This window comes from Bartonella sp. AP11XZML, assembly GCF_042196445.1.
Taxonomy (GTDB): domain Bacteria; phylum Pseudomonadota; class Alphaproteobacteria; order Rhizobiales; family Rhizobiaceae; genus Bartonella.
On the sequence record NZ_JBHIQF010000053.1, the window covers coordinates 1 to 12,699 of the forward strand.

11 protein-coding genes and 2 tRNA genes are annotated in these 12,699 nt (G+C 36.8%); 2 read left to right on the top strand and 11 right to left on the bottom strand.

Annotated elements, in window-relative coordinates; genetic code table 11:
- Positions 1 to 104: 104 nt before the first annotated feature.
- From ACFIMG_RS05310 to ACFIMG_RS05320, 3 genes are all read right to left on the bottom strand, one after another.
- A tRNA-Val gene (locus ACFIMG_RS05310) sits at positions 105 to 179 on the bottom strand.
- A gap of 97 nt (positions 180 to 276) precedes the next feature.
- Positions 277 to 639, bottom strand: a complete 363-nt coding sequence (cpdR, locus tag ACFIMG_RS05315) for a cell cycle two-component system response regulator CpdR (protein WP_375613077.1) — start codon at positions 637 to 639, stop codon at positions 277 to 279.
- An 837-nt stretch (positions 640 to 1,476) separates the two neighbouring features.
- Positions 1,477 to 2,394, bottom strand: coding sequence for a serine aminopeptidase domain-containing protein (locus tag ACFIMG_RS05320; RefSeq protein WP_375679319.1), 918 nt, complete (start codon positions 2,392 to 2,394; stop codon positions 1,477 to 1,479).
- A 258-nt stretch (positions 2,395 to 2,652) separates the two neighbouring features.
- Here ACFIMG_RS05320 and ACFIMG_RS05325 point away from each other — a divergent pair, with 258 nt between their 5' ends.
- Positions 2,653 to 3,120, top strand: a complete 468-nt coding sequence (locus tag ACFIMG_RS05325) for an Hsp20 family protein (protein WP_375613075.1) — start codon at positions 2,653 to 2,655, stop codon at positions 3,118 to 3,120.
- Between the two features lie 251 nt (positions 3,121 to 3,371).
- Here the strand turns inward: ACFIMG_RS05325 and ACFIMG_RS05330 are convergent.
- Positions 3,372 to 3,448 (bottom strand) — tRNA-Pro (locus ACFIMG_RS05330).
- 606 nt (positions 3,449 to 4,054) lie between these two features.
- Here ACFIMG_RS05330 and ACFIMG_RS05335 point away from each other — a divergent pair.
- Positions 4,055 to 4,420 (top strand): iron-sulfur cluster assembly accessory protein, encoded by a 366-nt coding sequence (locus tag ACFIMG_RS05335; protein ID WP_375679318.1) that lies wholly within the window; start codon positions 4,055 to 4,057, stop codon positions 4,418 to 4,420.
- A gap of 70 nt (positions 4,421 to 4,490) precedes the next feature.
- Here ACFIMG_RS05335 and mazG read toward each other — a convergent pair whose 3' ends face one another.
- The 7 genes from mazG to ACFIMG_RS05370 form a co-directional block, all read right to left on the bottom strand.
- A complete protein-coding gene (gene mazG / locus ACFIMG_RS05340; RefSeq protein ID WP_375679317.1) occupies positions 4,491 to 5,306 on the bottom strand; it encodes a nucleoside triphosphate pyrophosphohydrolase in 816 nt (271 codons plus the stop codon).
- A 33-nt stretch (positions 5,307 to 5,339) separates the two neighbouring features.
- Positions 5,340 to 6,269 carry a lipid A biosynthesis lauroyl acyltransferase gene (locus ACFIMG_RS05345; protein ID WP_273791402.1) on the bottom strand — a complete coding sequence of 310 codons (930 nt, stop codon included), beginning with the start codon at positions 6,267 to 6,269 and terminating at the stop codon, positions 5,340 to 5,342.
- Positions 6,270 to 6,275: 6 nt separating this feature from the next.
- Positions 6,276 to 7,304 (bottom strand): zinc-binding dehydrogenase, encoded by a 1,029-nt coding sequence (locus ACFIMG_RS05350; RefSeq protein WP_375679316.1) that lies wholly within the window; start codon positions 7,302 to 7,304, stop codon positions 6,276 to 6,278.
- Between the two features lie 57 nt (positions 7,305 to 7,361).
- Positions 7,362 to 8,636 carry a beta-ketoacyl-ACP synthase gene (locus ACFIMG_RS05355; RefSeq protein WP_375679315.1) on the bottom strand — a complete coding sequence of 425 codons (1,275 nt, stop codon included), beginning with the start codon at positions 8,634 to 8,636 and terminating at the stop codon, positions 7,362 to 7,364.
- A gap of 15 nt (positions 8,637 to 8,651) precedes the next feature.
- Positions 8,652 to 9,827: a beta-ketoacyl-ACP synthase gene (locus tag ACFIMG_RS05360; RefSeq protein ID WP_375679313.1), complete on the bottom strand. Its 1,176-nt coding sequence runs from the start codon at positions 9,825 to 9,827 to the stop codon at positions 8,652 to 8,654.
- A gap of 10 nt (positions 9,828 to 9,837) precedes the next feature.
- A complete protein-coding gene (locus ACFIMG_RS05365; protein ID WP_005773457.1) occupies positions 9,838 to 10,122 on the bottom strand; it encodes an acyl carrier protein in 285 nt (94 codons plus the stop codon).
- Between the two features lie 189 nt (positions 10,123 to 10,311).
- Positions 10,312 to 12,630, bottom strand: coding sequence for an NADP-dependent malic enzyme (locus ACFIMG_RS05370; protein WP_375679312.1), 2,319 nt, complete (start codon positions 12,628 to 12,630; stop codon positions 10,312 to 10,314).
- Positions 12,631 to 12,699 lie beyond the last annotated feature (69 nt).

The window sequence follows — 12,699 nt, forward strand, 5'->3', positions numbered from 1 at the left end:
ATAGAGATAGGTTGAAAAATCCTATTCCCTAACTTTTATTTACGCGTCCCTCACTGTAAAAAATATATGGAAAATCAATAAATTATTGTTGATATAAAATGCAATGGTGGGCGTGACAGGGATTGAACCTGTGACCCCTACGATGTCAACGTAGTGCTCTCCCGCTGAGCTACACGCCCATTCATTGATGTTGCATACACCATATAGAATGCCAAACGTCAATGCCTAATTTCATTTTCTCTTTCAACAGATGCAAATAACTTTAAAAAATACTTTTTAAGCAGCGATAAGGATTTTTTCAACCTCATTGACGAGTTCACGTAAGTGAAATGGCTTAGAGAGAACCTTTGCATCAGGAGGGGTATCACTATTTGAATTGAGTGCTACCGCTGCAAAACCCGTAATGAACATTACTCGTAAATCAGGGTCAATCTCAGTAGCACGTCGTGCGAGTTCGATTCCGTCCATCTCTGGCATGACAATATCAGTCAGGAGAAGGGAAAATGGCTCTTCTTGTAAACGTTCATATGCGCTAATACCATTATCGAAATCGGCGACTTCGTAGCCTGCACGTTCTAGGGCTTTTACGAGAAAGCGACGCATATCGTTATCATCTTCTGCGAGCAGGATTCGTTTCATGATTATATTCCAATGGCTCCATTTGTCAGAGTTTTGCCGCATCAATTATACAATATAGAGTATTTATAAAAAAGATGGTAAAATGCTCATAATTGAAATGAATGGCAAAATGGTTAATTCTTACATTCTGATTCAAAATACAGCATATTCGTTGTGAGTTGGTTAAATTCGAAATATATGTGATTTTGAAAAAAGAAGGGGTTCTCTAAAACTACTAAGATGATTCATTACTATCTTTTCTTTTAAAGTTACTGATTATTATCAGAATTCCATTAAAAAACTTATGAAAACCGTTATTGTAGGGACTTCCTATATCGAGAAATTAAAAGAATATTATGTTAATTTATTGTTTTTAAAAAGTTCTCCTAAGAAATAGAAATTTTATAGTTATTTGTTTTTATAGAGATTTGTAATAAATATTATAAATGCGCTTTATTTCCAGTTTTTTCCTTAAATAGATGAAAACTATTGTTTTCCTAGATATAATATTAAATTATCACTTAATAACAGATCAAAAATAGTATTTTGATGCTTTATTTGTAAATATGTATCATGTTATATTAAGATAAATTTATTATTTATATAAATAGTTTTTTTATTAAGTTATTTTTTATGATGTAAAATAATATTGTTTAATGTAATGATATACTTTGTATATTATTTTTTTTATTAGAATGCATGGTGAATATTTAGGTCATGGCTTGTCTGTAGAGGCTAGAAAACGAATCATATGAGTGGTTGGAAAGAAAAATCTATTATATTTAAAAGTTTTTGTAGATCCAATGCTCGTAGAAAAATTCTTTTTTGATGGGGCGGAGCGGAAATTAAGGTTTAGTGCTATTTTACAGATACATTATCGGGAATAAATGCATCAAATGCAGCCCAAAATTGCTTTTTATAATCTTCGTTAACCATAATTGTATCCAGTTCAGCGCCTGTAATAGTAATACTTTCTGTTAGACGTGTGTGTTGGCATAATTGCCGCACTTCAATGTTGTTTGCAATATTGTTTTGATTGGCAAGAATAAAGAGTGTTGGGATTCGTAAATCTCCATGAAGTACATTTCTCTTCATAGAATCAATCGCATTAAATACTGAAGCCATCCATTGGGATGTTGGGGGCTTAATGGAAGGGAGCGGCACTTTATGTATGTGTCCCAATTGTATATTTTTTTGTTTTGTCTTGTTTAATTTTTTCCCATCTTTCACTGGTATAAAGCCAAGACCTATATCAGAAAGAAATTGTGTTAATTTATGTTGAAAACTATTCGTTTTATTGCCGAATGGAGCAAAAAGGGGAGAAACACAGAGCAATCTATTAAACTGATGATTAATGAGATCTAATCCGCTAAGTGCTATCAATCCACCTATGCCATAGGCGAGCATAGAATAAGGCGGCGGACAATTAGGATAAACAATACTTTTAAGAAATTTATATAAGTCATTAATATCATTATTTATATCAAAACAATGATGTCGGCTTTGTTTTCTTATCTTGAAGGATGTTTTTTCTTGATCAAAGCAGTCAAATATTGCTGTATGAAAACCGCGTTTAGAAATTTCATTTATTAATAAAAAATATTTTTCTAAAGTATTTGCGTAGCTTTTGAGAATAACAATTGTTCCCTTAGATTTTTCCATCTCAGGATATGTTATAGCAAAACGAATTTCGTGATCTATTGCTATTTTAAGAGTATCATGATGGATATTAAGAAAAGTGGAACCCCAGTCTATGGGATAAAGAGGTGTTTCCAATTGAAATCCTTTACAGTGTATTTGCCGCTTAGTGCTTTGACATTTATGTAATGAAGAAAGAGGATTAAAAAAGGGGTATATTGCTTTTTAGATAGTTTTTATCAATTTAGGTCCCAAAGAGTTGAAATAAAGAAAAACGATTACTAGATAATATAATGCGGTTGCCATGATGGGGCCGCAGGTTCACAAGTAAGTTTGCCATATGGGAACTTTGTGAATTAATTATAAATTATAGTCGCTCTAGAGGAGGGCAATATTATGCGTCAAGTAGATTTTTCACCATTTTATCGTTCCACAGTAGGTTTTGATCATCTTTTTAACTGGTTTGATTCTAGAACACAACCAGACGAAGTTTCTTCTTATCCCCCTTATAATATCGAGCGTTTAACTGAAGATTCTTATAGAATTTCTATGGCTGTTGCTGGTTTTTCTCAAGATGAAATTGATATTGAAACGCATTGTAACCAGCTGATCGTTAAGGGAGACAGAAAGTCTAAAAATGATGATGAAGAGCGAGAATTCCTTTATCGAGGTATTGCTTCGCGCGCTTTTGAACGGCGTTTTCATTTGGCTGATCATGTTAAGGTTATTGGGGCAGAACTTGGAGATGGGCTTCTTCATATTCAGCTTAAAAGGGAAATGCCAGCTGAATTAAAACCCAAAAAGATAACCGTACAGATGTCACCATCCATTACAAAAAATGATAACAGCGACGTTATCGTGTAAAGAAAATTTAGAAAATATGAGATCGGATAATTATAAATTTTTCTGAAAAATAAAAAACGCGAGGCAAAAGGTCTCGCGTTTCGTATGTGTTTTCCTAAGAACGAAGCGCATTTTAATAAAAAAGCTTATCTCGAATTTATGATAAAATATCATTGCACATTATTCTACGTTGAAGAAAAAGTTCATGTGTGTGCAATTGAAATGCATAATGATTCACTTTTTAAGTAAGCTTATTTATAGCATTTTAAAAATGGTCGGAGCGGCGGGATTTGAACCCACGACCCCTTGACCCCCAGTCAAGTGCGCTACCAAGCTGCGCTACGCTCCGAGTTCGTGTAAAACGATTAAATGACTGTTTCTTTAAAGGCAAGAGAAAAAATAAACAGAATAAAATCTAAAATGCTCTTGCACTTAGAGCTTTTGAAAGTAAAAATTTTGGACATCAATATTTTGTTGTTAACTCAAGATAAATAACGAATTTGTAAAATTCTTTGTGATCATTAAATTTTTAGCTCTATAGTTAATAGATGTATGCATTTAATTACTTTTGAGATTGTGAGGAGGGGGGTAAGATTGGTGTAGAGGTATGAATTGGAGCAAATGAGTGCTGAAGGTATATTTTTTTCTTACCTAATCGTTACTTTTCTAAAAAGATAAAGATTTTCAAAAGAAGAGGAGTGAATGTATGGTTTTGAAAAGTTTTCGTTTTTTAGAGTTTTATAGACGAGGTATTTTCATTTTATATGGATAAAAAATTGTAAGTTCTGGATTGTGTAATCACAAATCTCATTTTACGGGTATGTATTTTTATCCAAATAAACAAGATCAGAATGCTTTAATTTATGTTTTGTTGTTTTTTTTTCTAAAATATCAGATAAAATATTATAGAGGAAAAACTTTCAAAGTGTCTATTGAACTAAGAAAAGAGTAAAGGATGAGCCGTTTTTCGGTAATAAATTTGACGCAAGCAGCAGTGGATCGTGTTAAAGCGATTATGGATGCAAAAGATGCACAGGGTATTCTTGTTGGTATCAAAAAAGGTGGTTGTGCAGGGATGGAGTATACAATTACTCTTGTCAAAGAAAAGGGGATAGATGCGGATGTTGTTGAAGTGAAAGGTGCCCGTGTTTTTGTAGCACATGATGCGGTATTATTTTTATTAGGGACGCAGATGGATTATGAAGTGACAACGCTGCGGTCTGGTTTTATCTTTAAAAATCCTAATCAAGTTTCAGCATGCGGGTGTGGCGAATCGGTGGAACTTCGTCCTGCTACGCAGGATCAATATAAAACAAATTGAGCTGAGCTAAATTATAATTTAGTAATTTTAGAGGGGCTTGTTCTTTTAGGTAGAAGAAATCTACTATTTTTTATTGTTCATTTTTAGCTTTCTTCCAAAGTGCTTCCATTTCATTCAAGGATGCGTCAGTGAGTGTTTTAGATTGAGTGGATAGCTTTTCTTCAATATAGGTGAAACGATTTCGAAATTTTATATTCGTTTTTTTTAATGCTTTTTGTGAATCAATCGCTAAGTGGCGCGCGAGGTTAAGGAGTATAAAGTAGAGATCTCCAAACTCTGCTTCTATCTCTGAGTTTTGTTTATTTTTGATGGCTTCTTTGAGCTCTTCCAGTTCTTCTTCTATTTTTTCAAAAACTTTATCACTTTTTTGCCAATCAAAACCTACTTTAGCTGCTGCTTCTTGTAAAGCAAGTGCCTCTTGGTTTGCTGGCTGGATTTGTTTTACTGTTGCGAGTATGCTTATGGAGGAATTGTTGTTTTTTTCTTCGCACATTCTTTTTTGTTCAACCTGTTCTCTTTTTTTTATATATTCCCACTCCTCTTTTATAAATCCTCGTTTTTTTTGCTCGGCATTTCCAAAAACATGAGGATGGCGTCGAATCATTTTTTCCGTGATTGCATAAACAACATCTTCAAAAGTAAAGCTGCCTTCTTCTTGTGCTATGGTAGCATGATAGACAACTTGTAAAAGAAGATCCCCAAGTTCTTCACAGAGATCCTTTCGATTCTTTCGTTCAATGGCATCGATGACTTCGTAAACTTCTTCGAGCATATAGGGTATGAGGGATTCAAAAGTTTGTTTTTTATGCCAGATACAACCATTATCAGAGTTTCGTAATGCAGTGATAATTGCAGTGAGATCTTTGATATCTTTTGAGGCTAACATTTTGCACTTCCTTTGTAAGCAATAGAGCTTATGTTAGATGTCCCAACGTCTATGTAACCACATCCATTGTCCAGGATATTCACGGACCCAAGATTCAACAATATCATTTAATTTTTGCGTAGAAGCAGCTATATCGATATCATTTTTTTCATCACGTGGAAGTTCTACATGTTCATATAACTCTAAACGATGACGTCCACTAGGCAAACGAATACAACGTGCTGGATAAATATCACAGTCATATTGTCGAGCAAGTTTTATAATTAAGGGGTTTGTTTTAAGAGGTCTGTTAAAAAATGTTCCCATGATACCGCGGCGAAATTTTTGATCAACGAGCATACCAACATTTTCACCTTCTTCTAATTTGGCTGCTAATGCCCATGCGGCACCGGCCTTGGAGGGAACAAGATGTCCCATAGAAGTTTGTCGTGCTTTAAGGATTCGTTTGGCAACATAGGGATTATTGGGTGGTCTAAATAATACCGTAACATTAAGATCAAAACTTTGTGCACAAATAGGCAGAAGTTCAAAATTTCCAGTATGTGCGGTGAAAAAAATATGTGGTTTTTTTTCATTTTTTAATCGCTCAAATATTTCAATGCCTTTAACCTCAATGAAACCTGGCTCGTCTGCATGAGGATCAAAATCAAAAATTTTATCAAGAAAAATATATTCGGCTAGGAAACGTCCTATATTTTCCCACATTTCTATTGCAATCGCACGGAGTTCTTGCTCTGTTTTTTCTGGATATGCACTCCTAAGGTTTGCAAGTGTGATTTGATGACGATGTACAAGGGGACCAATTTTTTTTGCTAACCAAGCAAAAAAAGAAATTCCCATTTTGGCTGGAAAACATTTTAGAATAAATAAAGAACCAAAGAGTAGATATGCCCATAACAAGTAGGATATTTTTTTAGCTATAATTTTAATACGATATATGAGATTTTTAAGAGAAAGCTTCATCATGATTTAATCGATTTTAAGGATAATTTTACCAAAAACGTCACGACTCTCCATTCGTTTTAAAGCTGTATCAATTTCATCCAGCCCAACAATTGTATCAATGACAGGGTGTACGGCTTTTTGTGCCATTTTTTGCATGGCATTTTTCATATTTTCCATACGGCAGCCAAATGAACCGAATATCTTAAGCTGTTGCTGGAATAATTGCATGAGATTTATTGATGCTGAAACACCAGAGGTAGAACCGCAAGTCACTAAGCGTGCTCCTTTTTTCATACATAACAGAGAACCGTTCCATGTATCGACACCAACATGCTCAAAAACAACGTCAACACCTTTTTTTTGGGTTAATTTACGCACTACACCTTCAAAACGATCTTTACGATAATTAATCACATGATCTGCCCCAAGAGAGTGCGCTTTTGCAATTTTTTCATCTGAACCTACAGTTGTGATAACTGTACAGCCCATGTGTTTTGCAAGTTGAATGGCTGCAGAACCAATACCTGAGCCACCAGCCTGTACTAGGATTGTTTCTCCTGCTTGTAGTTTTGCGTTATCGAAAAGCATATGTTCTACGGTACCAAAAGTAATTGGAGCAACTGCTGCTTGCAATTCATCACATTGGGGAGGTGATGGAACTAATAAACGTGCTGGCAAATTGACAAGCTCACACGCAAATCCATCAAGGTGAAAACCATAGACTCCCTTTACATTACTGCAAAGATTATCCCGTCCTTCATGACAAGCTTGGCATACTCCGCAGGTTTGTGCACCATAAATTGAGACAATCTGTCCAAGTTGGAGATGTTCAACGCCATCTCCTATTTGTATAACCTCACCAGAGGCTTCTGCACCAATGATGAGTGGCATTTTTCTTTTCGCAAAAGCCATGCCACGCCATCCCCATACATCAATATGATTAAGAGCAACGGCTTTTATCCGCACAGTTACTTCACCTATACTAGGTGAAGATGGCGGGGAAATATTGGTGATTTCAAGCCGACGATCATCGAAGAGTTGCAGTGCACGCATTATCATCCCCCTTAAATATATTATTGGTTAGCGTTATAAAATTTTATTATTACAGGATTATCCTTTATATGCAGTGATAACAAGACTCATATTTTGACCACCAAATCCAAATGAGTTTGACAAAACCGCATTGACACAGGACTTACGGCTATGATGAGGAACAACATCTAAGGGGATAGTAGGGTCAGGATTATCATAATTTATTGTTGGTGGAAGTATTCCCGATTGAATGGTTAAAAGCGAAAAAACCGCTTCTATTGCACCAGCAGCAGTTAATGTATGCCCAATCATTGATTTATTAGAAGAGACAGGAATATGCTCTAAAAGATCACCGAATACTGTTGATAATGCAAGATATTCCATTTTCTCATTTTCAGGTGTTGAAGTTCCGTGGGCATTAATATAGTCAATTTCATTGATGGTTATTTTTGCATCGTCTAAAGCTTTGCGAACGGATTCAATTGCTGGTGATGCATCGGGTTTTGAACGTGTACGGTGAAAGTCATCGGCGGTTTCTCCACAGCCAGCTAAAATTCCTAAAACTGTAGCATTACGGTTTAATGCGCTTTGAAGAGATTCAAGAATAAGAGCGCCTGAGCCTTCTGCCATAACAAAACCATCTCGATCACGGCTAAAGGGTTTTGCTGCTTTTTCTGGAGGCTCATTCTGAGTTGAAAGAGCAGATAGTAGCGAAAAACGAATAAGAGATTCTGCTGAAACCGATCCATCTGTCGCAATTATGAGAGCTCTATTTGTCTCTCTCCGTCTAATAGACTCAACACCTAATTGAATTGCTGTTGCACCAGATGCACAGGCAGTGGAAAGTGTAACAGGAAGTCCTTTTGTGCCAAATGTTTTTTGAAGTTTTTCTGCAATTGCACCAAATTGTGTGGATTCAAAAAGCGTCTCATGGAGTTTATCCTTACAGACTTTAAGAAGATGTGCATAAGAAGGCTCATTATTGAATTCTTTCTCTTGATCAAGACTAAAACGTGCTTTCCATTCAAGTTCAACAGGAGGAGCAGCTAGAAAGAGTGGTCCATTAAAATTTTTTTTATCAATAGCAGCTTGTTCTAAAGCTTCTTCAGCAGAAAGATATGCAAGCTTCTCAGAGAGAGCTGAAGCACCAAGTGTACTTTCTTTAAGAAAATCAATTGTTCCAGCAATATATGTATTTAATCCCTCAACGGGAAAACGTGTTATTTTGTGGATACCACTTACACCACTTGTTAATTTTTGCCAATTTTCATGTTTCCCTTGTCCCAGTGATGTGACAATGCCTGCACCAGTTATTGCTACAAGTGGACGCCCAAAATGATCATGATATTTCACTATAGAAATTCCCCTTCAAACAGCAGTAAGACGCACAATACCTTCAGCTCTTTTTATACCAATCGTTGTAACAAATATTTCACGTACTTCTTTAGAAAAAGGTTTTTCATGAGGACTTAACGCTGGAAAACCGCGTTTTTTTTCAATTGAAAGTGCTGCAAGAGCTAGAGCTAGAGGAAATTGTGCTTCCCGCATATAACCAAATAATGTTGTAATGCCACGGTAAGATAGATCAGCATTATCAAGAGCATTTTGTTCTGCTTTTGTTGCTTCGTGAGCTCCTGAGGCTGCTGAAATGGCTAAGGCAGATTTAGCGCCAGCAGTTTTCAACATTGTTGCAATTGACTCTCTAAGTGGAATTTTGGTTCTATCTGTTTGGTCTGTAATAATTTGGCTAATTTCAGCATAAGCACGTGCGTTGCGTTTTTTGGCATGTTCTCCACTTTCAATAACTAGGAAGATACCACCAGAACCGGCTATGATACCGCCGCCGGGGTGGATTTCACGATCCCACACTGGGCTCCATCCATTATGGGTTAAAAGACCACCAAGCTCATGCGCCAACAACATATCATAACTTTGTGCATTATAGGAACTTCCTACAAGAGCATGGGTGCTTTGACCTGATTTAATACGAGCTACAGCAATTTGAAGTGCAGAAAGACCACTGCCTTCTTCTCCCATAAATGTACGAGATGATCCAGTGACTTTATGAACAATTGAAATGTTTCCTGCCAAAAGGTTTGAAAGTTGTGCTAAAAATAATGTTGGACGAAGTTCAGTTGAAAGAGCAACATTTAACATAGAAGCATGATCGGCAACTGCGCGCGCTTTAGAAAGAATCTGTGTATCAACAGTAATATCACGTTCTCCCCCACTTGCCGCTACGATCATATCCATTGTTGAAGTGAGTTGTTCATTATTTTTCATGCCGGCATCATCAAGAGCAAGACCAGCTGCATAGGTACCAAGACGCTGCCATGTTCCCATTTGCCGTTGATCACTTTTTTTAGGAATTTGTAAACTCCAATCAACTTCGGGCAATTTATGAACCGTGTAAGGTGAAAAAGTTGTATAATCTAGGTTTGGTGTACGGATTGGATCATTTAAGAGTTTCCAATGTTGATCAGTTCCTTCCCCCAGAGAGCTTATGAGACCTATACCAGTGATGAATACAGATTGATCATGCATGGCGAAAAAACTACTCCGCCTGTTTTAAGGCAACGAGATCATCAATTTTTGCACAAAGGTTTTTAAGAACAAAGTATTCTTCTGTTGCAACGGTACCTTCGTTGACTTCTTGTGTCCATTGTTCTAGAGGGACTTTTATTCCGAAAGCTTTATCAATAGCGAAAACAATATCAAGAAAATCAAGACTGTCGATTCCTAAATCGTCAATTGTATGACTCTCAGGTGTAATTGTATTGCGATCAATTTCACTGATTTCTGCAATGATATCAGCAACTTTATCAAACGTGGAAGGCAATGTACGGATTCCTTATTATAGAGTTAGTAAATTCAAAATACATTTAATATTATTCTTCTAGCCTTTTTTCTCTTTAAAAAAAAGACTTAATCCAGAATATAGCTGTCTTTATCTATAGAGAAAAGAGGTTTACAGTACATGAAATACTATATCTCAATATTTAAAAAACTTTGAAATTTTATTACGCATTTATTTTACGAGACTATTTTTTCTATTGGCAGCAAGGACAGCAAGGGCTGTTATATTAACAACTCCCCGGGAAGTTACTGAAGGTGTTAAGATATGGGCGGGACGTGCTGCCCCGATTAGAATAGGACCAACATGGAGTGCATTTGTGAGGCTTTTAACAGTGTTGAGCGTGATATTGGCTGAATCAAGTGTTGGAAAGACAAGCAAATTAGCTTCACTTTTAAGACGAGAATTAGGAAAAACACGATCACGAAAAACTTTGGAAAGGGCAGCATCAGCATGCATTTCACCATCTGCTTCTAAATCAGGGTGTAATTTGGCAAGAATTTCTGTTGCACGTCGCATTTTACGCGCACTTTCTGTGTTTTTAGAACCAAAGTTTGAGTGTGATAATAAGGCTGCTTTTGGTGTTATTCCAAATGCTTCAACTTCTTGAGCTGCCAACACAGTCATTTCAGCGATTTCTTCTGCAGAAGGATTTTCATTGACGTAAGTATCTGTAAGGAAAAGAGTACGTTGTTGAGAGATAAGCAAACTCATAGCAGAAAAACGGTGAACATGAGGATCAAGACCGATAATTTGTTCAATCAATTCAAGTTGGCGTTCAAAGCGTCCTTCTAAGCCGCAAATCATTGCATCTGCTTCTTCACGCATAACGGCAAGGGCAGCAATAGCCGTTGTTGATGTTCTCACTACTGTTTTTGCCATTTCAGGCGTAACTCCACGCCTTCCTGTATAATGAAAAAATAAATTAACATAATCACGAAAACGTGGATCATCTTCAGGGTTTGTTAATTCAAAATCTATACCGGGACGAATTCTTAAACCAAAGCGTTTTAATCTTGCTTCTACGACATGTGGACGGCCGATAAGGAGGGGCGTTGCTGTTTGTTCTTCAATGACAACTTGTGCCGCACGAAGGACGCGTTCATCTTCACCATTGGCATAGATGACGCGTTTACGTTTTGCTGTTTTTGCTGCAGCAAAAACAGGTTTCATTGTTAAACCAGAAAGAAAGACAAATCGATTGAGGATATCATAGTAGGCCTCCATATCTTCAATGGGACGAATGGCGACACCAGTTGTCATTGCTGCTTTAGCAACAGCGGGAGCAATACGCAGTATTAAACGCGGATCAAAAGGAGAGGGGATTAGATAGTCTGGTCCAAAATTGGGTGGTTCTTTCGAGTATGCACGTGCTACAACATCTGAAGTTTCTTCACGTGCAAGGGCAGCAATCGCATGAACAGCGGCCATTTTCATTTCTTCATTAATTGCACTAGCACCTACGTCTAATGCACCACGGAAGATATAGGGAAAACAAAGGACATTATTAACTTGATTGGGATAATCAGAGCGTCCTGTGCAGATCATTGCATCTGGTCGTATAGAGCGTGCTTCTTCAGGCATAATTTCTGGTACTGGATTAGCCAGTGCTAAAATGAGTGGATTTTGAGCCATTCTTTTAAGATATTCAGGCTTTAAAACACCACCTGCAGATAGGCCTAGAAAAATATCCGCATCATCAATAATATCAGATAAAGTTCGTGCGTCCGTTTTTTGTGCGTAATTGATTTTCCAACGATCCATAAGGGTCTTGCGACCTTCATAAACAACTCCCTCTAAGTCACTAAGCCAAATATTTTCAACTTTTGCCCCAAGACGAACCAAAAGATTAAGGCAAGCGAGGGCAGCAGCACCTGCACCTGAGGTAACTATTTTTGCATTTTCAATTTTTTTTCCTGAAAGATTTAAGGCATTTAATACAGCCGCAGAAACAATAATGGCAGTTCCATGTTGGTCATCATGAAAAACTGGAATTTTCATTTTAGCACGAAGCTTTTCTTCGATGTCAAAACATTCAGGAGCCTTAATGTCTTCAAGATTAATACCACCAAATGTAGGTTCTAAAGTCGATACCGTTTGTACCATTTGTTCTATATCGGATGCATCAATTTCAATATCAAAGACATCAATATTCGCAAATTTTTTGAATAAAACGGCTTTACCTTCCATAACTGGCTTTGAAGCAAGAGGGCCAATATTTCCTAAACCAAGAACAGCAGTTCCATTGGATATAACAGCGACTAAATTAGAACGGGAGGTATATTGAGCAGCAAGATTAGGATCTTCATGAATTGCAAGACATGGTGCAGCAACACCTGGAGAATAAGCAAGAGCTAAATCACGTTGGTTATCAAGAGGTTTTGTTGCTTGTATTTCCAATTTTCCAGGTTTAGGGTACTGGTGATAAAAAAGTGCGGCACTGTCAAGTTCAGCTTTTTGTGAACTGCAATCACTATTTCGTTCTCTAGACATTTTTATGATATCCAAGTTAGCGTATGTGTATATGAGATGTTCCATCTACGATAAGGTTTTGTCCACTAA

Bases quoted from the DNA above. Each gene is read 5' to 3' on its own strand.
- cpdR (WP_375613077.1), bottom strand. From the start codon at position 639: ATGAAACGAATCCTGCTCGCAGAAGATGATAACGATATGCGTCGCTTT.
- ACFIMG_RS05325 (WP_375613075.1), top strand. From the start codon at position 2,653: ATGCGTCAAGTAGATTTTTCACCATTTTATCGTTCCACAGTAGGTTTT.
- ACFIMG_RS05335 (WP_375679318.1), top strand. From the start codon at position 4,055: ATGAGCCGTTTTTCGGTAATAAATTTGACGCAAGCAGCAGTGGATCGT.
- mazG (WP_375679317.1), bottom strand. From the start codon at position 5,306: ATGTTAGCCTCAAAAGATATCAAAGATCTCACTGCAATTATCACTGCA.
- ACFIMG_RS05345 (WP_273791402.1), bottom strand. From the start codon at position 6,269: ATGAAGCTTTCTCTTAAAAATCTCATATATCGTATTAAAATTATAGCT.
- ACFIMG_RS05350 (WP_375679316.1), bottom strand. From the start codon at position 7,304: ATGCGTGCACTGCAACTCTTCGATGATCGTCGGCTTGAAATCACCAAT.
- ACFIMG_RS05360 (WP_375679313.1), bottom strand. From the start codon at position 9,827: ATGCATGATCAATCTGTATTCATCACTGGTATAGGTCTCATAAGCTCT.
- ACFIMG_RS05370 (WP_375679312.1), bottom strand. From the start codon at position 12,630: ATGTCTAGAGAACGAAATAGTGATTGCAGTTCACAAAAAGCTGAACTT.